This is a genomic window from Ruegeria sp. YTSC004, assembly GCF_059609805.1.
This window is the reverse complement of record NZ_JBXWMJ010000012.1, coordinates 15,373-38,101: the sequence shown is the minus strand read 5'-3', so window position 1 is coordinate 38,101 and position 22,729 is coordinate 15,373. Positions and strand designations below refer to the sequence as shown.

At 57.6% G+C, this 22,729-nt stretch carries 25 protein-coding genes; 12 read left to right on the top strand and 13 right to left on the bottom strand.

Features of this window, described 5'->3' with window-relative positions; genetic code table 11:
- Positions 1 to 86 precede the first annotated feature (86 nt).
- Together prmC and prfA are read right to left on the bottom strand one after the other, a co-directional pair.
- Positions 87 to 932: a peptide chain release factor N(5)-glutamine methyltransferase gene (prmC, locus tag AC2FFP_RS18820; protein WP_496881354.1), complete on the bottom strand. Its 846-nt coding sequence runs from the start codon at positions 930 to 932 to the stop codon at positions 87 to 89.
- Complete coding sequence (gene prfA, locus AC2FFP_RS18815) at positions 929 to 1,984, bottom strand: peptide chain release factor 1 (RefSeq protein ID WP_058277596.1); 1,056 nt, start codon at positions 1,982 to 1,984, stop codon at positions 929 to 931. The genes prmC and prfA overlap by 4 nt, the downstream gene beginning before the upstream one ends.
- 63 nt (positions 1,985 to 2,047) lie before the next feature.
- Between prfA and AC2FFP_RS18810 the strand changes: the two genes are divergently transcribed.
- A complete protein-coding gene (locus AC2FFP_RS18810; protein WP_496764504.1) occupies positions 2,048 to 2,335 on the top strand; it encodes a hypothetical protein in 288 nt (95 codons plus the stop codon).
- Here AC2FFP_RS18810 and AC2FFP_RS18805 read toward each other — a convergent pair.
- The 4 genes from AC2FFP_RS18805 to AC2FFP_RS18790 form a co-directional block, all read right to left on the bottom strand.
- Positions 2,276 to 2,674: a DUF1499 domain-containing protein gene (locus AC2FFP_RS18805; RefSeq protein WP_496764502.1), complete on the bottom strand. Its 399-nt coding sequence runs from the start codon at positions 2,672 to 2,674 to the stop codon at positions 2,276 to 2,278. The genes AC2FFP_RS18810 and AC2FFP_RS18805 overlap by 60 nt on opposite strands.
- Before the next feature lie 319 nt (positions 2,675 to 2,993).
- Positions 2,994 to 3,941 carry an agmatinase gene (gene speB / locus AC2FFP_RS18800; RefSeq protein WP_496881353.1) on the bottom strand — a complete coding sequence of 316 codons (948 nt, stop codon included), beginning with the start codon at positions 3,939 to 3,941 and terminating at the stop codon, positions 2,994 to 2,996.
- A gap of 62 nt (positions 3,942 to 4,003) precedes the next feature.
- Positions 4,004 to 4,972, bottom strand: a complete 969-nt coding sequence (gene speB / locus AC2FFP_RS18795; RefSeq protein WP_496881352.1) for an agmatinase — start codon at positions 4,970 to 4,972, stop codon at positions 4,004 to 4,006.
- Positions 4,973 to 4,984: 12 nt separating this feature from the next.
- Positions 4,985 to 6,148: a M20 aminoacylase family protein gene (locus AC2FFP_RS18790; protein ID WP_496881351.1), complete on the bottom strand. Its 1,164-nt coding sequence runs from the start codon at positions 6,146 to 6,148 to the stop codon at positions 4,985 to 4,987.
- A gap of 66 nt (positions 6,149 to 6,214) precedes the next feature.
- On the opposite strand from AC2FFP_RS18790, the gene mazG reads away from it, so the two are divergent.
- The 3 genes from mazG (at position 6,215) to AC2FFP_RS18775 (ending at position 8,523) form a co-directional block, all read left to right on the top strand.
- Positions 6,215 to 7,072 (top strand): nucleoside triphosphate pyrophosphohydrolase, encoded by an 858-nt coding sequence (gene mazG, locus AC2FFP_RS18785; RefSeq protein WP_496881382.1) that lies wholly within the window; start codon positions 6,215 to 6,217, stop codon positions 7,070 to 7,072.
- Between the two features lie 63 nt (positions 7,073 to 7,135).
- Positions 7,136 to 8,077: a nucleoside hydrolase gene (locus AC2FFP_RS18780; protein ID WP_496881350.1), complete on the top strand. Its 942-nt coding sequence runs from the start codon at positions 7,136 to 7,138 to the stop codon at positions 8,075 to 8,077.
- Positions 8,074 to 8,523 (top strand): GNAT family N-acetyltransferase, encoded by a 450-nt coding sequence (locus AC2FFP_RS18775; RefSeq protein ID WP_496779183.1) that lies wholly within the window; start codon positions 8,074 to 8,076, stop codon positions 8,521 to 8,523. The genes AC2FFP_RS18780 and AC2FFP_RS18775 overlap by 4 nt, the downstream gene beginning before the upstream one ends.
- A 48-nt stretch (positions 8,524 to 8,571) precedes the next feature.
- Here AC2FFP_RS18775 and AC2FFP_RS18770 read toward each other — a convergent pair whose 3' ends face one another.
- The 6 genes from AC2FFP_RS18770 to AC2FFP_RS18745 form a co-directional block, all read right to left on the bottom strand.
- Positions 8,572 to 8,739, bottom strand: coding sequence for a hypothetical protein (locus AC2FFP_RS18770; protein ID WP_199528541.1), 168 nt, complete (start codon positions 8,737 to 8,739; stop codon positions 8,572 to 8,574).
- 151 nt (positions 8,740 to 8,890) lie between these two features.
- Positions 8,891 to 9,430 (bottom strand): GNAT family N-acetyltransferase, encoded by a 540-nt coding sequence (locus AC2FFP_RS18765; protein WP_496779185.1) that lies wholly within the window; start codon positions 9,428 to 9,430, stop codon positions 8,891 to 8,893.
- 46 nt (positions 9,431 to 9,476) lie between these two features.
- Complete coding sequence (gene eno / locus AC2FFP_RS18760; protein ID WP_496723170.1) at positions 9,477 to 10,754, bottom strand: phosphopyruvate hydratase; 1,278 nt, start codon at positions 10,752 to 10,754, stop codon at positions 9,477 to 9,479.
- A gap of 145 nt (positions 10,755 to 10,899) precedes the next feature.
- Positions 10,900 to 11,781, bottom strand: coding sequence for a DMT family transporter (locus AC2FFP_RS18755; RefSeq protein ID WP_496779187.1), 882 nt, complete (start codon positions 11,779 to 11,781; stop codon positions 10,900 to 10,902).
- Between the two features lie 135 nt (positions 11,782 to 11,916).
- The gene (locus AC2FFP_RS18750) at positions 11,917 to 12,330 is read right to left on the bottom strand and encodes a Fur family transcriptional regulator (protein WP_496738406.1); all 414 of its coding nucleotides are present in this window, start codon (positions 12,328 to 12,330) and stop codon (positions 11,917 to 11,919) included.
- 71 nt (positions 12,331 to 12,401) lie between these two features.
- Positions 12,402 to 13,106, bottom strand: a complete 705-nt coding sequence (locus tag AC2FFP_RS18745; RefSeq protein WP_496844214.1) for an endonuclease/exonuclease/phosphatase family protein — start codon at positions 13,104 to 13,106, stop codon at positions 12,402 to 12,404.
- A 204-nt stretch (positions 13,107 to 13,310) separates the two neighbouring features.
- Here AC2FFP_RS18745 and AC2FFP_RS18740 point away from each other — a divergent pair, with 204 nt between their 5' ends.
- Both AC2FFP_RS18740 and AC2FFP_RS18735 read left to right on the top strand, forming a co-directional pair.
- A complete protein-coding gene (locus AC2FFP_RS18740) occupies positions 13,311 to 14,198 on the top strand; it encodes a DMT family transporter (protein WP_496844213.1) in 888 nt (295 codons plus the stop codon).
- Between the two features lie 96 nt (positions 14,199 to 14,294).
- Entirely contained in the window at positions 14,295 to 15,266 is a 972-nt protein-coding gene (locus AC2FFP_RS18735; protein WP_496844212.1) for a cation efflux transmembrane domain-containing protein, read from the top strand.
- A gap of 11 nt (positions 15,267 to 15,277) precedes the next feature.
- On the opposite strand, the gene AC2FFP_RS18730 is transcribed toward AC2FFP_RS18735, so the two are convergent.
- A complete protein-coding gene (locus AC2FFP_RS18730; RefSeq protein ID WP_496844262.1) occupies positions 15,278 to 16,696 on the bottom strand; it encodes a protein adenylyltransferase SelO in 1,419 nt (472 codons plus the stop codon).
- An 85-nt stretch (positions 16,697 to 16,781) separates the two neighbouring features.
- On the opposite strand from AC2FFP_RS18730, the gene AC2FFP_RS18725 reads away from it, so the two are divergent.
- The 6 genes from AC2FFP_RS18725 (at position 16,782) to kce (ending at position 22,725) form a co-directional block, all read left to right on the top strand.
- Entirely contained in the window at positions 16,782 to 17,201 is a 420-nt protein-coding gene (locus tag AC2FFP_RS18725; protein WP_496779195.1) for a cupin domain-containing protein, read from the top strand.
- 3 nt (positions 17,202 to 17,204) lie between these two features.
- The gene (locus AC2FFP_RS18720; RefSeq protein WP_496844211.1) at positions 17,205 to 18,107 is read left to right on the top strand and encodes a fatty acid desaturase; all 903 of its coding nucleotides are present in this window, start codon (positions 17,205 to 17,207) and stop codon (positions 18,105 to 18,107) included.
- A 241-nt stretch (positions 18,108 to 18,348) separates the two neighbouring features.
- Positions 18,349 to 19,470, top strand: a complete 1,122-nt coding sequence (locus AC2FFP_RS18715; protein ID WP_496881349.1) for an aromatic ring-hydroxylating oxygenase subunit alpha — start codon at positions 18,349 to 18,351, stop codon at positions 19,468 to 19,470.
- On the top strand, positions 19,467 to 20,993 hold the full coding sequence (betC, locus tag AC2FFP_RS18710; protein ID WP_496881348.1) for a choline-sulfatase: 1,527 nt from the start codon (positions 19,467 to 19,469) through the stop codon (positions 20,991 to 20,993). Before AC2FFP_RS18715 ends, betC begins: the two co-directional genes overlap by 4 nt.
- 5 nt (positions 20,994 to 20,998) lie before the next feature.
- Positions 20,999 to 21,793 (top strand): SDR family NAD(P)-dependent oxidoreductase, encoded by a 795-nt coding sequence (locus tag AC2FFP_RS18705; protein WP_496881347.1) that lies wholly within the window; start codon positions 20,999 to 21,001, stop codon positions 21,791 to 21,793.
- Positions 21,793 to 22,725, top strand: coding sequence for a 3,5-dioxohexanoate:acetyl-CoA acetone transferase (gene kce, locus AC2FFP_RS18700; RefSeq protein ID WP_496723195.1), 933 nt, complete (start codon positions 21,793 to 21,795; stop codon positions 22,723 to 22,725). Before AC2FFP_RS18705 ends, kce begins: the two co-directional genes overlap by 1 nt.
- Positions 22,726 to 22,729 lie beyond the last annotated feature (4 nt).

Below are 22,729 nucleotides of genomic sequence, written 5' to 3'. Positions count from 1 at the left end.
CGTCCTGTGCGTGCAGACAAGGGGGTTGTCCAAAAATTCGCAGCTTTTTTACATTAATCGGCGTATTTCGGCCTCAGGTTGCCGCATTAATGCGGCATTTTGGCAAAAACGACGCGATCGCGGCCGTCCAGATCGGGAACGATCCTTGTGGCTGTCAAACCCGCCGACTCGAACAAAGCCGCGACGCTTTGCCCCTGCGTTGGCCCGATTTCCACCAGCAGACGACCGCCGGGCAATAGAAAGTCCGGCGCACCCGCGGCGATGCGGCGATAGGCACCCAGCCCGTCCCCTTCGTCCGTCAGCGCCATGCGCGGTTCATGCACGCGCACTTCTGGCGAAAGGTCGGCCATTTCTTGCAGTGAAATGTAGGGGGGGTTCGAAACGATCAGATCAAACTGGCCGTCAATATTCTGAAACCAGTCCGATTGCAGAATTTCCACCCGGCTCTGTACCTGATGCTGCACTGCATTTGCGCTGGCCTGCAGACAGGCGGCCTCGCTCAGGTCCGCGCCCACGCCCGAAGCGCTGGCCCGTTCGGCCAGCAACGTGATCAGGATACAACCTGATCCGACCCCCAGATCCAGAACATGATCGAACGGTTCGCTGAGCGCGGCTTCGATCAGCGCTTCGGTTTCCGGCCGTGGGTCCAGCACATCGCGACTGACACGGAACCGTCGGCCATAAAACTCACGCTCGCCCAACAGATGCGACACCGGAACACGCACCGCACGCAGCGAGATCAACTGATCATAACGCTCTGCAACCTCAGGAGACAGCTCTTCGGGCGCAATCAGAGTGACCCGGCTGGCTTCGATCCGCGCCGCATGGGCAAGCAGAACGCGCGCATCCCGCGCCGGGTCAGCCACGCCAGCCGCCCGTAATCGCGCTGTAGCCGCGACCATCGCCTGTGCTGCTGTCAGTGCGGCGATCATTGCGCCATATCGGCCAGCAGCCGCGCCTGATCGTCGGCAGTCAACGCGTCGATCACCTCATCCAAATCGCCCTGCATCACCTGATCCAGCTTATAAAGCGTCAGATTGATGCGGTGATCGGTCATGCGCCCCTGCGGGAAATTGTAGGTTCTGATCCGCTCGGATCGATCCCCCGACCCCACCTGGCTGGCACGATCGGCCGACCGTTCACTGTCGATCCGCTGACGTTCCTGATCATACAGCCGGGTCTTGAGCACCTGCATCGCAATCTCGCGGTTGCGGTGCTGCGATTTCTCCGAGCTTGTTACAACTATCCCCGTCGGCAGGTGGGTAATCCGAACCGCCGAGTCCGTTGTGTTCACGTGCTGCCCCCCCGCACCTGAACTGCGCATAGTGTCGATGCGGATATCATTGGCGTCGATCTGGATGTCCACATCCTCGGCCTCGGGCAAAACCGCGACCGTTGCAGCCGAAGTATGAATGCGCCCACCGCTTTCGGTTTCCGGCACGCGCTGTACCCGGTGCACACCGGATTCGTACTTCATCCGGGCAAACACGTTCTCGCCCTTGATATGGGCCACGACCTCCTTGATCCCGCCCAGATCCGAAGCCTGTTCTTCAATAATCTCAAACTTCCATCCACGCGCCTCGGAATAGCGCTGGTACATTCGAAGAAGGTCCCCGGCGAACAATGCGGCCTCATCTCCGCCAGTTCCGGGACGAATCTCCAGCATCGCCGGACGCGCATCCGCCGCATCACGCGGCAACAGCGCAAGCTGCAAGGCGTGTTCGGATTCGGGGATGCGGGTCTTCAACGCGGGAATTTCTTCTTCCGCCAATTCTTTCATGTCGGGGTCGGCCAGCATCGCCTCGGCCTCGGCCAGATCGGCCACCAACTGACGCCATGCCATGATCTGATCCACAACCGGTTTGAGGTCGGAATATTCTTTGGCCAAGGCCGCAATATCCCCACCCGAGGCACCATCTGCCATGGCCGCTTCGAGGTACTGGAATCGCTGGGTTATCTGTTCAAGTCGTTCTTCGGGGATCATCCGGGCGGTGTCTATCAATCCGGCCCTTTGGTCAAGGCCCCTCACTATGCTAGGCTAATGCACATGAAACGGTTGATACTTGGTTTTACACTGCTCGTAACGCCCGCCCTGGCCGACGTGGTCGGCCCCGGCGGCAAGGTTCAGGACTGCTATTGCACCGACAAATCCGGAACCCGCGTCGAACTGGGCGAGATGATCTGCCTCCAGGTCGATGGCCGCATGTTCATGGCGCAATGCCAGATGTCTCTGAACGTACCGATGTGGCGCGAGGTTCAGGAGGGGTGCTTGTCCTCAGGGCTGCAACAGAGCAAGCCACTCATCAACACGAGCGCGATTTACCCCAAAATCTGACCGGCCAAACCTGAGACGAGCATAGATGCGAAGCGTGTCTCCGTCCTGTTGCACTGTCGTGTAGTCCGGAAAGCCGATCACTTTCGTACGCGTGATGTAAGTAATCATTCCTTCATCAACAGACCCGGCCAGCACTGATGTTCGGTCTGAAACACGTGCGAACGCATTCAGCCGCAGCAAGCCATCCGGCCCCGTTTCGACCACGCGGACAACACCTCCATCAAGATCACGGTCTTGATCGCCGACCGGCGCAATATGCCATTTCTCCGGGTCTGAGGGGGCAAGCCGAATGTATACCCCGAATAGAACCAGCAGGCCAACGATTACCCAAACCATCATCTTTTTGTCCAAGGTTATTCCGCCAGTCTACAGGTCGAGCCCTCATCTTTGTTGGGCAAGGTGACAAACGCTCACGGTTGAATAAACTACAACACAAACACGCGCGCTAGGGCTAAAGGAATTCTTCATGGAGATCGTAATCTGGATTTTTGAGGAACTTGCATGGGTCGCTATCCCGTTTGTATTTTTCATGCTTTACATGCACTTCTCGAAAAATAGAAGTTCTCAGGATCGTAGCCCCTCAAATAGCAATTCGGAATACTACAGCTCTGGTATAGACCCTGATTGCAAATAGGTAGATCACACTAATTACCTGCCCCTAGCGCGACGTCACGCCTGGCAGGATGCACAGCAGCTCAAACAACAGATTGGCCGCTGTGAGCGCCGTATTTCCTGACGGATCGTATGGCGGCGACACCTCGACCAGATCGCATCCGACCACGTTCACGCCTGCCAGCGCATGGATCAGCTGCAGGGCTTGCGGCGTGGTCAGCCCACCGATTTCCGGTGTTCCGGTGCCGGGGGCATATGCTGGGTCCAGGCTGTCGATGTCATAGGTGATATATACCGGGTGGTCGCCGATCGTTTTGCGGATTTGTGAGCCGATCTCGGTCAGGTTCTGCTGCCACAGCTCCCACGCCGGGAATTGGCGAAAGCCCCAGTCCTGCGCCTCGGTAAAGTCGCTGGCCGCGTAACCCGAACCGCGAATGCCGATCTGAAAGGTTTTATCCGGGACGATCAGATTTTCTTCGTAGGCACGGCGGAAGACAGTGCCGTGCGTTTCACGCTCGCCAAACATCTCTTCATTCACGTCGGCATGGGCATCCACATGGACCAGCGCCACCGGTCCGTGCTTGGCGGCAATGGCGCGCAGGATCGGCAACGTGATCGAATGATCGCCGCCCATCGCAACCGGGATAACCGCCTGATCGAGAATGGAATCATAGCTTTCCTTGATGATCTTCAGGCTTTCGGCCAGCGAAAAGGTATTGATCGCCAGATCGCCGATATCCGCAATCTGCAGGCTGTCGAACGGAGCGGCCGAATTGGCCATGTTATAAGGCCGGATCATCGCGCTTTCGCTGCGGATCTGTTTCGGCCCGAACCGCGTGCCGGACCGCCATGAGGTGCCGATATCCATCGGAATGCCCAGCACGGCCACATCCAGTCCTGCCAGCGACTCCGCCTGCGGCAAACGCATGAACGTGTTCGGCCCGGAAAACCGAGCCAGATCATTGCCGCTGATCGGTTGATTATAGTCTGTCATGCCCGTATTTCTCCCGTCCGGCTTTTGGTTAATCAGATACCGGAAAGATGGCTAACCAAAGGTTAATCCTGCACCAGCTTATTCCACCCCAGCAGACAGATGATCTGAGTGGCGACATGCGCACCAGCAATGGCCGTTGCACCTGACGTGTCGTAGGGCGGCGACACTTCGACCACGTCCCCGCCTTTGATGTTGATCCCTGCGATATCGCGCAGGATGATCTGGGCCTGAATGGAACTCAGACCACCCCAAACGGGCGTGCCGGTGCCGGGGGCAAAGGCCGGGTCCAGGCCGTCAATGTCAAAGCTCAGATAGACCGGGCTGTCCCCCAGAATGTCTTTGATCTTTTGCGCCACCGCGGCGGGGCCGGATTCGTATACCTCGCGCGCGTCGATGATGTTGACGCCCAGAGTGTCCTCGTTCGTCGTGCGAATACCGACCTGAACCGAGCGTTTCGGGTCCACGATCCCGGATTTCACCGCCTTGTAAAACATCGTCCCGTGATCCACGCGGGACATGTCGTCATCGGCCCAAGTATCGGTATGCGCATCGAATTGCAGCAGAGACATCGGCCCGTATTTCTCGGCATAAGCCTTGAGGATCGGAAAGCTGATATAGTGATCACCGCCTAACGTGACCGAAGACACATCAGCGGCCAGAATGGTGCGGATGTGGTCGGTCAGTGTGTCGGGAAAGGCCGGGATATTGGCATAATCATAGGCCATGTCGCCATAATCCACGATCGCCAGCTCGCTGAGCGCATCGAACGGCCACCCGTATGGGGCATCCGGAGATTGAAGCGCACTGGCCTCTCGGATTGCGCGCGGCCCCAGACGGGTACCGGGACGGTTCGTCACTGCCTGATCAAAAGGCACCCCTGTGACGGCAATATCGACGCCCTTGAGGTCCTTGGTGTAGAGCCGCCGCAGGAACGACGTCGCGCCGCCAAACGTGTTCTCATAGGACAACCCCTTAAGATCAGGATTGGTGAATGCCTCGTCCACCTGGTTCTTTGCGTCTTCCAGTGCCATGTCTTCCCCCCGTCAGCCCAGCGGCTGCGCCTTTTCGACGATCCGTGCAAAGAACGAAGCGCCAACCGGCGCGATCTCGTCGTTGAAATTGTATTTCGGATGGTGCAGTCCGGCGCTCTCGCCCTGCCCCAAAAACAGATAGGCGCCGGGGCGCGATTGCAGCATGTACGAGAAATCCTCAGCCCCCATCTCGCGGCCCATGTTGCCCACCACACGCTCGGCCCCCGACACATCGCGGGCCACCTCGGCGGCAAATCCGGCCTTTTCGCCATCGTTGATCGTGGCCGGATAGTTCTTTTCATAATCCAGCCGCGCCTCGACCCCGTATGAGGTCGCCTGCCCCTGCACAATTTGCTCCATCCGCTCGATCACCATCTGCTGAACGTTTGGGTCAAAGGTCCGGACTGTACCGTTGATGAAGGCCGTATCGGGGATCACGTTGTTCACCGTCCCAGTGTGGATTTGCGTGACCGAGACGACCAGGTCGTCCAGCGCATAGTTGTTGCGGCTAACAATCGTCTGGATCGCCTGCGCGATACCACAAGCCGCCATCACCGGGTCGCGGGCTTCATGCGGCATGGCCCCGTGACCACCAACGCCCTGAATATGAATCTCGAACGTATCCACCGCCGCCATGATCGGCCCCGGAGTGGTGTGAAATGCGCCTTCGGGCAGGTTCGGTGCATTATGCAGCGCATAGACCTGAGAGATGTCGAACCGGTCCATGATGCCTTCTTCGACCATCACGCCCGCACCGCCGCCTTCCTCTTCGGCTGGCTGAAAGATCAGCGCCACGCGGCCACGAAAGTTCCGTGTCTCGGCCAGATAGCGCGCAGCACCCAGCAACATCGTGGTATGCCCGTCATGGCCGCAGGCGTGCATCTTGCCCGGCTTGGTCGAGGCGTACTCGACCCCCGTCTCTTCAGGGATCGGCAGCGCGTCCATGTCAGCACGCAGACCGATCGTCGGCCCGTCACCCCGCCCGTTAATGATCGCGACGATCCCGGTCTTGGCAATGCCTTCGTGCAGCTCGTCCACTCCGAATTCGCGCAGACGGTCCGCAACAAATGCCGCCGTTTCATAGCATTCGAACTCAAGCTCGGGGATTGAATGCAAGTGTTTGCGCCATGCGGCCATGTCGGCTGAGTAATCGGCAATTCGGTTGACGACGGGCATCTGGGGTGGACTCCTGATCGGGACTGCGGAATGGATGCATCTGACACCGGAACGAAAGGGTTCGCAATGGCCGAAAATCCTCTGATCCACGACAGCGAAGCGGGTATCGAGCGCCTGCTGGAAATAATGCGCCGCCTGCGCGACCCGCAAACGGGCTGCCCGTGGGATATCGAACAGGATTTTGCCACCATCGCCCCCTACACGATCGAAGAGGCCTATGAGGTCGCCGATGCCATCGAGCGCGAAGCCTATGATGAGCTGAAAGGCGAGCTGGGCGACCTGCTGTTCCAGTCGGTTTTTCACGCACAAATGGCCGAAGAAGCCGGGCATTTCACCTTTCAGGACGTGGTGCGGACCATGTCGGACAAGATGGTCGACCGTCACCCGCATGTATTTGGCGATGAATCCCGCGAAAAATCAGCGGACCAGCAGACCGTGGATTGGGAAACCATCAAGGCGGCAGAGCGCGCCGGCAAGGAACAGAAAGGCGCGCTGGACGGTGTCGCGGCCAACCTGCCTGCCCTGTTGCGCGCGCACAAACTGCAGAAACGCGCGGCCCGCGTGGGGTTCGACTGGCCCGATGCCAGCCATGTGTTGGCCAAGATCACGGAAGAGGCTGCAGAGCTGGAGGAAGCGCGCAAGGCTAAGGACGCAGACGCGCTGGAGGATGAATTCGGCGATCTTCTGTTCGTGATGGTCAATCTGGGCCGCCATCTGGGGATCGAACCCGAGGCCGCCCTGCGCCGCACCAATGCCAAGTTTACCCGCCGGTTCGAGCAAGTAGAAGCGCGGCTGGCTGCGCGCGGGAAAACACCATCTCAAAGCGATCTCGAAGAAATGGATGCGCTGTGGGACGAGGTCAAAATTGAAGAGCACCGCGCCAATGGCAAACTCCCGCCGGTAGGTGCGACGACCGAGGTCTGAAACCGCTGGACAAGCGTGGTGACACTTGCGAGTGTCCGCGCTTCAATACCCCGGAGGCAAAGCATGGCACCGCGCAAGATCATCATCGACACCGATCCCGGGCAGGACGACGCAGTCGCCATCTTGCTGGCATTGGCAAGCCCGGAAGAGATTGATGTTCTGGGCATTACCGCCGTTGCGGGGAATGTACCGCTGGAACTGACGGCCAAGAATGCGCGGATCGTCTGTGAACTGGCCGGCCAGACGCATATTCCTGTTTATGCCGGGTGTGACCGCCCGCTAAACCGCCCTCTGGTCACCGCAGAACATGTGCACGGCAAGACCGGCCTCGACGGTCCCGTCCTGCCTGATCCGGAAATGCCGCTGGCTGACGGGCACGCGGTCGACTTCATCATCGACACCCTGCGCGCACACGAGCCTGGAACCGTCACACTTTGCCCGCTTGGCCCGCTGACGAATATCGCATCCGCCTTTCAAAAAGCGCCAGATATTGTCGACCGGGTCCAGGAAATCGTTCTGATGGGCGGTGCGTATTTTGAGGTCGGCAACATCACCCCGGCAGCGGAGTTCAACATCTATGTCGACCCCGAAGCTGCTGATATCGTGTTTAAATCCGGCGTTCATGTCGTCGTTATGCCGCTAGACGTGACCCATGATGCGCTGGTCACGAAACATCGCAATGACGCCTTCCGCGCGCTCGACAGTAAGGTCGGGCATGCCGTGGCCGAGATGACGGATTTCTTCGAACGATTCGATATAGAGAAATACGGCTCGGAAGGCGCGCCGTTGCACGACCCGTGCGTGACCGCCTATCTGATCCGGCCGGAGCTGTTCTCGGGCCGACACATCAACGTCCAGATCGAAACGCAGTCCGAACTGACGATGGGTATGACCGTCGCTGATTGGTGGCGCGTGACAGACCACCCGCCCAATGCATTGTTCATTGGGGAAATCGACGCTGACGGTTTCTTTGCCCTGCTGACCGAACGGCTGGCCCGGCTATGAGCGCCGCACTTCGCCTTGCGCGCCCCGAAGATCTGGACCGCCTGATGGGCCTGGTGACTGCGTTCCACACCGAAGCCGGGATTGCGCAGGACATGGACCAGACCCGCAATGCACTCACCCCCTTGCTAGAGGGTATTCCCCACGGTTGCGTCTACCTGATCGGCCCAGGGCGCGCGCCGCTGGGCTACGTCATCCTGACCTTCGGCTGGTCGGTCGAATTTGGCGGCATGGACGGCTTCATAGACGAAATCTACATCCGCCCGGCCGTGCGCGGCCGTGGCATCGCCACCGAAGTGCTGCTTGACCTGCCCAAGGCTCTGGCCGAGGCCGGTCTGACCGCCCTTCACCTAGAAGTCGATCGCACAAACGAGGCCGCGCATAAACTGTACTTGCGCACCGGCTTCAAACCGCGCGATCGCTATGTTTTGATGAGCCGAAAGCTCTAAATCGGTCAGATACTTACGGGCGTCGCCGCCCGTCCCCCCATGAAAGCCCTAGCGGGCTTCACCGCGATACATGTAGGTCGGCGATTCCATTGCCAAAACCGGGTCACTTGCGGACACCGCCTCCCCGGTGATCGGATAAGTACCCGGCCCCGCACAGGCCGCCAAAAATACAGTGCTGATCACTGAAGCTACGAGAAGGATTTTCGAACCAGTCATGTCGTTCCCCTTTCTGTAATGCAGGCACATTACGAGACACCGGGATCGGACAAATAGGTAAAAGTTCACACAAAATTGAATTTATGTAGACGTATTTCTATCAAGTTTGATTTTTACAAGCGATAACAACACGAAAGACTTTGAAAAAAAATCACTCGATTTGCGAGTTTTCCGCCTGAGCATCGGACAAAGGCATCTCAAAAAACAATAATGTGTCTTTCGCGATCTCCGGAATCTCGGAATATGCGTCGCGCAGTTGAAAGCCCATCGACAGGTACAGACGCGTTGCCGATTCCAATGGTTTGCCCGTATCCATGCGAATACAGTCGAACCCCTGTTTTCGGCACTGTTCAATCAAGGACATCATGACCGCATATCCTGCCCCTGTCCCTCGGGCGGCGTCATTTACAAACACCCGTTTAATTTCGGCAATGCCCGGCCCGATTGTCCGGAACATTCCGCACCCAACGGCATGTCCATCCTTTAGTACCAGCCGTACACCACCGCCCGGTGGGGCGTGTTCGACTTCGATCTCGTCCATCAGCCGGGCATAAACGTCGCGGGGATAAAAGGTTTTTACGACGCGCACGGACTTGGTGTCCAACGTCAGCAGGAAGTCGCGATATTCCCAACACAAACGCCGAACCTCATCAAAGTGGTCCGGCGTTTCAGCTTCGATAACTTTAAGCAAAACACGATCCTCGAAAAACACGAGGATCAGTCTAGCATTATTGATCTCAGTTGCGAAGGATTGACGCGCCTGCGTATTCCGCGACTTCACCCAGCGATTCCTCGATACGGATCAGCTGATTATACTTGGCCAACCGGTCCGACCGCGCCAGAGAGCCGGTTTTGATCTGACCGCAGTTGGTCGCAACCGCCAGATCGGCGATGGTCGCGTCTTCGGTTTCGCCAGAGCGGTGCGACATGACGTTGGTGTAGCCTGCGCGGTGCGCCATATCGACGGCGCGCAGCGTTTCGGTCAACGATCCGATCTGGTTCACCTTGACCAGCATCGAGTTGGCGCAGCCACGCTCGATCCCTTCGGCCAGACGCGCCGGGTTGGTTACAAACAGGTCGTCCCCCACCAGTTGGACTTTATCGCCTATGGCGTCGGTCAGGGCTTTCCAGCCGTCCCAGTCATCCTCGGACATACCGTCTTCGATCGATATGATCGGATAGTCTTTGACCAAAGCCGCCAGATACTCGGCGTTTTCCTCAGACGTCAGCGAGATGTTCTCGCCCGACAGGACATATTTGCCATCTTTGAAGTATTCGGTCGCCGCGCAATCCAGCGCCAGATGGATTTCCTCACCCGGCTTGTAGCCTGCCTTTTCAATGGACTGCAGGATGAAATCCAGTGCTTCGCGGGTCGATGCGATATTGGGGGCAAAGCCGCCCTCGTCGCCAACACCGGTGGCCAGACCAGCCGCCGACAACTCACGTTTCAGCGTGTGGAACACCTCGGAGCCCATGCGCACGGCTTCGCGGATATTCGCGGCCGAGGTCGGCATGATCATGAATTCCTGAATGTCGATCGGGTTGTCGGCATGCTCACCACCGTTGATGATGTTCATCATCGGAACCGGCAATACACGGGCCGAGGTGCCGCCGACATAACGGTACAAAGGTTGCGTCGTGAAATCCGCTGCGGCCTTTGCCGTGGCCAATGAGACCCCCAAAATGGCGTTAGCGCCCAGACGGCTCTTGTTCTCGGTCCCGTCCAGTTCGATCATCGCACCGTCGATGGCCACCTGTTCGGTCGCGTCATAGCCGACCAGTTCTTCGGCGATCTCACCGTTCACAGCGGCGACAGCTTCAAGCACACCCTTGCCCATATAGCGGGATTTATCACCGTCACGCTTTTCCACCGCCTCATACGCACCGGTTGACGCACCCGAAGGCACAGCAGCACGGCCCATGGTGCCGTCTTCCAGAATCACGTCCACTTCGACGGTTGGGTTGCCCCGGCTGTCCAGGATTTCGCGTGCGTGGATGTCGATGATGGTGCTCATGAGGCCCGTCCCTATGGCTGCATTTGGTTGCATGCCTCATAACATTACCGGGCCAAAAGTAAACCAGCGATGTTATCGCTAACGGGCATATTCATGGGCGTTTAGGGCTAACAGCCACGTGTTTGCGCCAACGTGCGACGATCCGTCAGGCTGCAACCACCATGTCACGCGCCAACCTGCGTTCGCGAACAAAGGTGTACATGCCAGAGCCGAGGATCAACGCGGCACCGGCCACAGTCATCAAATCAGGCCGTTCGCCAAACATCAACATCCCTGCCGCGATGGAAAACACGAGCCGGCTGTACCGGAAAGGTGTCAGGGCCGAGGCCTCACCGATCCGCATGGCCGTCACGATGCCGTAATATCCCAGGACGCCAAAGCCGATTGCCCCCAGATACGGACCAATCTGGGCGTTCTGCAGCGGGACAATGGGCTGAGCCAAAAATACCATCAGAACCACCCCGGCAAGGGCAACGGCGATATACGCCTGCATGGCAACAACGGACGAGGCCACACGGACGTCCAGCTTGCGTGTGATCAGATCACGTGCGGCGATCGCAATAACGGTCGCCACCACGAACAGCGACTCGGGCTGGAACCCCTCCAGACCCGGACGAATAATCATCAGGACACCGATAAAGCCGATCCCGATGGCGCTCCAACGTCGCCAACCGACTTGCTCGCCCAGAAACAGCGCGGCGCCCATGGTCACGGCCAGCGGCATGGCCTGAAATACGGCGGCAACCGTAGACAACTCGACCAGAGACAACGCAGTGACAAAGGTCAGGGCACCAACCGCTTCTGTCGCTGCCCGCGCCAGCGGCAGGCCTTGCCACGCCACCGGATCTAGGATGCGTTTGCGCGTGGCCAACGACATCGCGACGAAGACCAGTCCACATACCAACCCCAATGCGATCATGATCTGGCCCGTAGGGACAGTGACCGACAGATGCTTGATGAACATGTCCTCAAGCGCGAAGGCCGCCATCGATCCGATGATCAGCAAGATGCCGTGTACGTTGTTCATGCGCGTGTCCGTTGGGATGGGCTGGCAAATCTGCGCCCTTGAGTCACCAAAACCGGAACATGCGCGACGTCGCAAGCCATATTGCGACATGATTGATGAATTGCCGTGCGGCAACCAATCGCGTTTCGTGATGAATCAGTCTTGTTCCAGCGGCACGCCGTACAGTTCCAGCCGGTGCCCTTTCAGCTTGTACCCAAGCTTGGCTGCGATCTTTTCCTGCAGGGCCTCGATCTCGGGGTCGACAAATTCGATCACTTCCCCCGACTGCATGTCGATCAGGTGGTCGTGGTGGTCCCTCTCGGCATCCTCATAGCGGGCGCGCCCATCACCGAATTCCAACCGCTCCAGAATCCCTGCCTCTTCGAACAGCTTTACGGTGCGATAGACCGTGGCAATCGAGATACCCGAATCCACTTTTGAGGCGCGCGCATACAGCTCTTCTACGTCCGGATGGTCATCGCTTTGCTGCAACACCTGAGCAATCGTGCGGCGCTGACCCGTCATGCGCAAACCTTTGGCTTCGCAACGGGCGATGATCGTGTCGGACATAGTGACCCTCAGAGTAGTTCGGGTTTCTGTCTTAATACGTCTGCGCCGCTGGCGCCACAGGGGAATTGCGCCTAAGCGACCCGGCGAAGATCAGCCCAGATCGGCAGGTGATCTGATGCGATATGCGCAGGCCGCGCTTTGTGGACGCCATGCACCACGGCCTCAAGCCCAGCGCCCAGCGCGATCCGATCCAGTGCGCCCAGAGGCTGTGCAGCCGGGAAACTGGGAACCGGGGGTAAAAATCGCATGTCGGGTGCAAGATGATCGAGCACTGGCTGGCGCGACCACTCGTTGAAATCTCCGGCCCATACGGTAGGCATCTGATCCAGATCCTCATCGCAGCGCCGGAGCTGGTGAATCTGCTGCCGCCGAGAAGCGGGCAGAAGGCCCAGATGCATCCCCATCACCCGAAGCGGCCCGATCTGGGTGTCGAACTCGACCCGAACAGCACCGCGGGGTTCCAACCCAGGCAAATCATGGTGCCCGGTCGTGCGCACGTCAATTTTGTCACCGCGCCAGATGACCGCGTTGCCGTGCCAGCCCAAGCTGCCTGCGCCCCCCAGATCGACAATCTGCCAACCGGCTTCATCCAACATGAAATGCGGTAAGGCCGCGGGTCGCGGCGGCAGCCTTTTGTCGGCCTCTTGCAGCACCACAATATCAGCCTGCATGCCTTCAATGACCTGCATGATGCGCTGCGGTTGGCGGCGAAAATCCAAGCCCACGCATTTCTGGATGTTATAGCTTGCAATCCGCAGGATTGAATGAGGCGACATAGGGTTCCGATCAAATGGTCGACTCCCAAAGTGCCATGCTGGTTGCGGGGTGCAACCCCAGTCTTTCTAAGGTCGATAAATTAACGCTGATTATCCTGACCATTTGCCCGAAAATTCGGCAGATCGCGAGATCAGGAATGCTGCGCTTGATCAACGGGGTGCCGATACTCTATCCCCGTGGAACGCGTCCAATTGAGGCCTGAAGTGGTTTCCAGCAACACACCCTCGAACAACCGCACCTGGGCAAGCATCGTTCTGGTGATCGGTGGCATGATGTGGGGTCTCTATTGGATCCCCGTTCGGTTTCTCTTTGACCTGGGCCTGACCGGGCCCTGGCCGGGTATTGCGATGTATAGCGTTGCGCTGCTGGGCCTGGTTCCCTTCATCTGGAAAGAGAGAGGGACGCTGGCCCTGCAATGGCGCGATCTGGTGTTCAGCGGAATGTTCACCGGCGCGGCCTTCAGTCTTTATTCCATCAGCCTTGTCTATACGGATGTGGTGCGGTCGATCCTTTTGTTCTACCTCACACCGATCTGGGGCACGATTCTGGGCCGCGTGTTCCTGGGCGAACGCCTGAGTCTGGGGCGGCTTGCAGGTCTTACTTGCGGAGTCGGTGGCCTGTTCGTCGTGTTAGGCGACTCAGGCGGTGTTCCGCTGCCCCAAAACAGCGGCGACTGGATGGCGTTGGCCTCTGGCATGTGCTGGGCGCTGGGTACGTTGGGGCTGTACCGAACCAGCAAGATCTCAGCCTCGGGTCAGGTCTTTGCCTTTGTCGCAAGCGCGCTGATCCTTTCTCTGGTCAGCCTCACGGTCCTGCCCGAACCTGTGTTGCCGACAATTGTGCAGGCGGATCTTCTTTGGACCCTTCAGTTCGTACTGCTGTCGGCCTTCTACACCTTACCCATGGTGTTCATGACAATCTGGCCCGCAACCAAACTGTCCCCTGCCCGCGTCGGCATCCTGCTTATGAGCGAGGTGGTCGTCGGCCTGGCCTCGGCCGCCGCGTTCTCAGGCGAGCCGTTCGGTTTGCGCGAGCTTTTAGGCGCCATCCTGATTGTCAGTGCCGCAGTGCTGGAAATCATGCGGGACTAGGCAACGAACCGCTTTGACCTTCAAAGCTACTGTTGGCCTATCCCTTTCGAGTGTTTATCTGTTGCCGAGTTTGTTGCCCTATCAGGACGTTACCAGATGTCGACGCCAAACGCGGAACGTAGAAAACAGCTTGAGGGGCGCGCGCTCATCATTGCCATGGGCGGCAACCTTTTCATGGGCGCGGCGGGTATTCTGGCCGGGATCCTGTCGAACTCCAACGCGATCATGATGGACGGCCTGTATTCGCTGGTCGGCTTTGGATCGGCATTCCTTGGTCGCCGTATTAGCCTGAAGATTGATGCAGGCCCCGACAAACGCCGCCCCTTTGGCTATGCAGCGGATGAGGCGATCTTTTCCACCTTCCGCTCTCTGTCTCTGTTAGGACTGGTGCTGTTCGCCATCTCGAACGCGATTAAAAACATCTACAGCTACTACAACGGCATGATGCCTGAACCGCTGATATTTGGGCCGATGTTCATCTACTTCGCTGCCATCGGCCTTACCTGCGTGCTGTTATGGGCGTTTCACTATTTCACTTGGCGGCAGACCGGGAAGGCCAGTGCAATCCTACGGCTGGAATCCAAGGCAGCGCTGTTCGATGGTCTGTTCACGGCCGCCGCAGCAATTGGCCTTGGAGCAATCTACTTGTTCCGGGATGGGGCCCTATCGGCGATCGCACCCGTCGGCGACTCAATCATCGTATTGTTCCTGTGCGTTCTGGCCATCGGATCATACCTACGCGACTTCCGTGGTGGGTTGGGTGAGCTGGCAAACGCCACCGCAAGCCCCGAACTTCTTGCTGCTGCGCGTCGTGCCTTGCGCCCGGCAATCGCAGAGGACGGTGGCGCATTGCGGGATATGTCCGTAACCAAGCAAGGTCGGACCATTTTGATCACCGTCTATTACAACCCTCTGCGCGCGATCACCGCCGACGAGGTCGACACGCTTAACCTGCGCATGGTCCGCGATGCGCGCAAGGCAATCGACGGGGCGGATGTCTACCTGATGATCTCGCAATATGCGCGGCGCTGGCCGGATGAGATCAATCCCTATCGTGATGAGGCCTGAGCGGTCGAACCTCAGGTTCCACAGAACGTGGCGTGCACCACTTCGCTGTCGGTCGGCGGACGCTTCAGATCATCCGCATTAGGCTGTTCCTCATAAGGCCGCGCCAACACAGTGTTCAGCCTTTGGAACGGCGCATAGTCGCCCTGAACGGCAGACTGGATCATCTGCTCAACACGGTGATTGCGCGGAATGAACGCCGGGTTTGCGGCGGACACTACGGCGGATGGGTCCTGCTCACGCCCCAGACGCGCGTTCCACCCTTCGGACCAGGTGTCGTACGCCGTGGGATCGGTGAACTGATCACGTGCGGCATCATCGCCCAGCGCACGGAAGGTGTTGGTAAAATCCGCCTGATTCTGCGCCATGCGTGTCAGCAGGTCCGAGATCAGCTCCAGATCGCCCTCTTCCTCGGTCACCAAACCGATCTTGGCGCGGAACCGCTTCAACCAGTTCTCCTGCAGTTGCGCAGGCATGGCGTGTACGATCTCGGTCGCCTCTTCAACGGCAGCGTCCTTGTCTTCCATCTGCTGAATCAGTGCCGTCGCCAGTTGTGCCACGTTCCAAACGGCAATGTCGGGCTGGTTGGAAAAAGCATAGCGCCCCATCCGGTCAATCGAGCTGTAGACCGTGTTCGGATGATAGCTGTCCATAAAGGCGCAAGGTCCATAGTCGATGGTCTCGCCCGCGATTGAGCAATTGTCGGTGTTCATCACCCCATGGATAAATCCTACGCTCATCCATGCCGCGATCAGCCGCGATTGTGTTTCAACCACTCCACGCAACAGGCCCATCGGACCGTCCGCATCCGGGTAGTGACGATCAATGGCGTATTCCGTCAGGCGGCGCAGGCTGTCCAGTTGGCCACGTGCGGCGAAAACCTGGAATGTCCCGACCCGCAGATGACTTTTCGCCACACGGGTCAGAACCGCACCGGGCATCGGCCCCTCGCGCAGAACGACCTCTCCGGTCTCAACAGCGGCCAGCGCACGGGTTGTCGGGATGCCCAGCGCATGCATTGCCTCGGACACCACGTATTCCCGCAGCACGGGTCCCAGCCAAGCGCGGCCATCCCCCTGACGGCTGAACGGGGTCGGTCCGGACCCTTTGAGCTGGATATCCCGACGAAGACCATCTGTCCCGATCGTTTCGCCCAGCAGTACAGCGCGGCCGTCGCCAAGCTGCGGGTTGTAGTTGCCGAACTGATGTCCCGAATAAAGCTGCGCAATCGGCTCTGCGCCTTCGGGCAGCGTGTTGCCGGCGAAGGCTTCGGCCATCTCCTCTACCTCCCCCGGTGTGACCTTCAATACCTTCGCCAATTCCGAGTTGAATGCGATCAGGCGTGGGGCACGCACAGGTATAGGTGCCTGCCGCGCATAAAAGCTGTTGGGAAGGCGGGCGTAGCTGTTGTCAAACGGGATGGTCAGGGTCATGCGGCAAACATATTCCTTGCGTAGACGAATACCATAGCGGATCGCACCTTCCCGTGCATAATCATCGCAAAAGGCAAGAGGCCCCATGACCGCACTAGAGATCATCGACCACCTGAAACTGGAACAACACCCCGAAGGTGGCTGGTTTCGCGAAACCTGGCGCGCGGATAACGCGGGCCGCGCCACCGGCACCTGCATCTACTTCCTGTTGGCCGCTGGTGAAAGCAGCCACTGGCACCGCGTGGACGCGACCGAAATCTGGCTCTACCACTCTGGTGCTCCGCTGATCCTGTCGCTGAGTGCAACCAATGACGGTCCAGCCACCGATCACATCCTAGGCCCCGACCTTTCAAAGGGCGCACCGCAATTAATCGTGCCCGAAAACCACTGGCAAGCGGCGCGCACCACCGGAGACTATACGTTGGTCAGTTGCACTGTTTCGCCCGGGTTCCAGTTTGACGGGTTCGAACTGGCCGAGCCAGGGTTCGACATAGCGCGCGGATGATGCATGGATCACCGCGCCCTCATAGCATCGCTGCCACCCGCGGCCAAAGATCAGCTACAACGGCGCTCGGACTCAGCAGGTCTGCGTCATCTTCTGGGCTATCTGGTGTTACTGTCCGCCACCAGCGCGGGTATCGCGTGGCGGGTCCCTCTCTGGCCGCTCCTGATCCTGCCACAGGGTGTCTTGATGGTGTTTCTGTTCACGCTCAGCCATGAATGCACCCATAAGACCCCATTCAAGACCGGCTGGCTGAACGACGCTGTGGGGCATCTTGTTTCAGTCCCGATCGCCCTGCCCTTTACGTGGTTTCGGTATTTTCACCTTGCGCACCACAAATGGACGAACCACCCTAAGAAAGACCCCGAGCTTGGCGGTAAGCCACGACCGCAGGACCGGCTGAGCCTGCTGACCTACCTGTCTGGCTGGCCTTACTGGAAAGGCATGGCACTTGTCCTGTTCCAAAACGCCTTTGGTCGCATCGACGCCCCGTACCTACCTGCGCGCCAACACACCGCCATGCGGGCTGAGGCACGTCTGCTGTTGATACTCTACGCGGCCGCAGCCCTAAGCCTGCTCCTGTCGCCGCTGCTCTTCTGGCTTTGGATTTTACCGGTTCTGCTGGGGCAGCCATTCCTGCGCCTCTATCTACTGGCGGAACACGGCCTGTGTCCGCCAGTCGCCAACATGCTCGAGAACTCGCGCACCACGTTCACCAACCGGATCGTGCGTTTTGTGGCCTGGAATATGCCCTTCCACGCAGAGCACCACGCATTTCCGAATGTGCCGTTCCATCAGTTGCCCGCGTTGCATCATTGGACACGGGAACATCTTAGATCGACTTCGGACGGATACTCGGAGTTTACGATTGATTATGTACGCAGTGTTAAGCGGCAATCATTCAGCTAGTTGGTTACGAATTGGCTGCTTTGAGCCCATTTTGCCGATTGCTGCAATGTGCACGAATGACCGCTGAACAGGTGCAGGCAAGGACCCAGCATTCGCTTATCAACTAAATGCAATGCTTGATGGATTACTACGGTGTCCCCAAATGCCGAATACTTGGCGAAAATAATCAAACTGGCGGCTGATTAAACATAGCTCCGAATCCAATTTGAAATAGATTTAACCTAACATCGGAGACGCAATCATGACTGATACAGATACAATTTTATTTGGCTATCATGCTGATCCATCGCGCTCCAGCTCATTGCAGGCTGCTGCCTACACCGAGCGCAAGTGGTTTGACGCAGACCTTTGCGCCATCCTCTCCAAAACTTGGCAATGGGTATGTCATGTTGAGAAAACACGTGAGCCGGGATCTTATGTAACAGTGGATATTGCCGGCCAACCCATTGCCGTTGTGCGTGACAAAGAGGGTAAGCTTCGTGCCTTTTATAATGTCTGCAAACACCGTGCGCATGAATTGCTGTCGGGCGAAGGCAATACAACGCGGATCATGTGCCCCTATCATGCTTGGGTCTATAAACTTGACGGGCAATTGGCCCGCGCACCACATACCGAAAACCTCGAAGATTTCAGGAAAGACGAGATTTGTCTCGATGCAGTGCAGGTCGAGGAATTTTGCGGCTTTGTTTTCGTCAATTTGGATCCGATGGCAGCTTCTTTGTCAGAACAATCCGGCAACTTGGAAACCGAAGTGCGCCATTGGGCACCGGATGTGGATCAACTCACTTTTGGCCATCGTCTGACCTATGACATCAAATCCAACTGGAAGAACGTCGTGGACAACTTCCTAGAGTGCTATCACTGTCCTACAGCGCACAAAGATTTTTGTGACCTCGTGGATATGGATACCTACAAGGTTACGACCTACGGCATTTACTCCAGCCATATGGCTGACGCGGGCACAAGTCCGAATTCCGCATATGACGTGTCGAATGCCACCGTGAAAACCCATGCGGTTTGGTGGCTCTATCCGACGACCTGCCTGATGCGGTATCCGGGGCGATCAAGCATGATCGTGTTGAACATCATCCCCGTTGGGCCAGATCGGACGCTTGAAACTTACGACTTCTTCCTTGAGACGCCGGAACCCGACGCGATGGAGTTGGACGCAATTCGTTATCTGGATGAAGTTCTTCAGGTCGAAGATATCAGCCTTGTCGAAAGTGTGCAGCGCGGGATGAACACACCTGCGTTCACCCAAGGTCGGATCGTCAATGACCCGGATGGTTCCGGCAAGTCCGAGCACGCCGTACATCACTTCCATGGCCTAGTCCTGGATGCTTACGCAAAAGGTGCTGCGTGACACGGCCAAACATCCTTGTGATCATGGCGGACCAATTGGCACCACACTTCACTGGGGCATACGGGCACAAGGTTGCCAAGACACCCCACCTTGATGCGTTAGCCGCACGCGGCATGCGCTTTGATGCGGCTTACTGCAATTCTCCACTCTGTGCACCTTCACGGTTTGCCTTTATGTCGGGCCAGCACATCAGCCGCATTGCAGCTTACGACAATGCATCCGAGTTCAGAGCCTCGGTGCCAACATTTGCGCATTACCTTAAATCGCTAGGCTACCGGACCTGTCTTTCAGGCAAGATGCATTTCGTTGGCCCAGATCAGATGCATGGGTTCGAAGACAGGGTAACAACCGATATCTACCCCGCAGATTTCGCATGGACCCCGGATTGGGAAGCGCCTGATGAGCGGATCGATAAGTGGTATCATAACATGCAAACCGTCAAGGAAAGCGGTTTGGCCCATGCGACCTTCCAGATCGACTATGACAATGAAGTTGGCTTTGCCGCCAATCGCTGGCTCTTCGATGTTGCCCGAGACAAAGCACGTGGGAACGATGCGCCCTTTGCGATGGTGGTAAGCTTCATTCACCCGCATGATCCTTACGTTGCGAGGCCCGAATGGTGGAATCTCTATTTGGACGATGAGATCGACATGCCGTCCTTTACACCCGCGACAGAGGATCAGGACCCGTTCTCGCGTCGATTGATGGATGGGATCGAAGCATCATATGTGCCGCTCAGTGATGAAGAAATCCGTCGCGCGCGTCATGCTTATCTGGCCAATGTCAGCTACTTCGACAGCAAGATCGGGGAGCTGATTCAGACCCTCGAAGAGACGGGCGAGTTGGACAATACCATAGTGTTTGTAACTGCGGATCACGGTGACATGCTGGGCGAACGTGGGCTGTGGTATAAAATGAATTTCTTTGAACACTCTGCGCGCGTTCCACTGGTCATGGCCGGGCCGGGCGTTGTAGCGGGGACAACGCAGAATGCAGTGTCGCTGGTCGATTTGCTGCCAACCTTTATCGATATTGGCGGCGGTAATGAGACGATGATCGGAGAACCGATCGACGGCCGCAGTCTAATGCCTTTGGCCCGTGGCGAATACGACCCAGTTGATGAAGCCATCGGTGAGTATTGTGCCGAGATGACGGGCTATCCCGTAATCATGATCCGGCGCGGCCCTTTAAAATACATTCATTGCGACAGCGATCCGCCGCAGCTCTACGACCTAAACGCTGACCCACTGGAAACAAAAAATGTCGCCACAGACCCTGACTATGCTGACCCGGCAGCCGGCTTTGCAGCCGAAGTCGCGGAACGGTGGGACGGTAGTGAATTGCGAAAGAAGATTATTGCCACGCAGAAATCACGCCGCGCGTTACATGCCGCAATGGAAGCAGGTGCCAGCGCGCCATGGGATTACAACCCACCATCTGATGCAAGTCAGCAGTATGTCCGTAACAACTTGGATTGGACGGTGGCCGCTAGTCGCTACCGCTATCCGCCTTCGAAGGATTGAAGCCAATGATGCTGAACGGAAAAATTGCCCTTGTGACCGGCGCGCGCGGCGGTATCGGTCGCGCGATTGTCGCGCGGTTTCTAAAAGAAGGCGCAAAAGTATTTGCCGCAGACCTTACACCGGAAGGGTCGTTAAACCAGCACGACGAAGATGGCAGTCATTTTGTTAAACTGGATGTCACGCGAGAGGCAGATGCGATTGCAGCGATGGATCATGTGCGCGCCGCACAGGGAAAGTTGGACATCCTTGTGAACGCGGCGGGGATCGAGATCGAAAAAACGGTTGAGGAAACGACTCTTGAGGAATGGAACCAAAGCTTTGCGGTTAATTCCACAGGCACGTTCCTGACCTCGAAATATGCCATCCCGTTGATGCGCGAAGCGGCGAAATCAGGCAACAGCGCAAGCCTCATCAATTTTGGCTCCTACGATGGGTTCATTGCTGATCCGGGTCTTGCGGCCTATTGCGCAACCAAAGGTGCAGTACACGCTTTGACCCGCGCAATGGCTTGCGATCATGGCCCCGAAGGTATCCGCGTAAACGCCATCTGCCCCGGCTATATCGATACCCCAATGCTGCAGAGCTTCTTCAACGGAGATGGATCTGGTGGCGGCGGCGGCAATATTGAAACGCTGCAACAGGCCGTGCGCGATGTTCATCCGACGCGCACCTACGGGACGCCACAGGACATTGCAAACCTGGTTAACTGGCTTGCTTCCGACGAAGCACGGTATGCCTCTGGCCAGTTGTGGGTTCTGGACGGGGGGCTGTCTGCACAAGTGCAGCAGATGAAACTCTGATGCCCAAATCCGTCATCATCACCTGCGCACCCACAGGGGGCATCCATACGCCGTCGATGTCACCACATCTGCCGATTACGCCCGCCGAGATCGCGACAGCAAGTATTGAAGCGGCCCAAGCCGGCGCGTCGATTATTCACTTGCACGCACGGCATCCAGAGACCGGCAAACCCGACCCCCGACCCGAGCTGTTTCAGCAATTTTTACCTGTGATCAAACAGTCCACTGATGTGGTGATGAATGTCTCTACCGGCGGCGGTTTGGGTATGTCGATGGATGAGCGCCTGCTGGCGGCGACCTCGACTAGCCCAGAGATGGCATCTCTCAACATGGGTTCCATGAACTTTGGCATCTTTCCGATGCTGCAGAAATACACTGAGTTTCAGCACGATTGGGAACAGCCATTCCTGGAGATGACAGAGGACTTCATCTTTCCCAACACCTTCAAAACAATTCGTTACGCCATTGAAAAACTTGGTGGTGATCATGGCACCAAGTTCGAGTTCGAATGCTATGATCTTGGCCATCTCTACAACGTCAAATGGTTCGTGGATCAAGGCCTGATCAAACCGCCTTTTTTCATTCAGATGGTGTTCGGCATCTTGGGTGGAGTTGGCGCGGATGCAGACCATCTAACCCACATGCACAACACAGCGGACAAGCTGTTCGGGGCAGAGAACTACGAATGGTCTGTCCTTGCCGCTGGCCGTCACCAAATGCCTTTTGCAACCCAAAGTGCATTGCGCGGCGGAAACCTTCGGGTGGGTCTCGAAGACAGCCTGTTCATCGGCAAAGGTGAGTTGGCCAGATCTAACGCGGAGCAGGTCACGCGCATCCGATCAATTATTGAAAACCTTGGCCTAACGGTCGCGACCCCAGCTGAGGCGCGCGTGCGGCTTGCACTTAAGGGCGGCGATCAGGTTGGGTTCTAAGGAG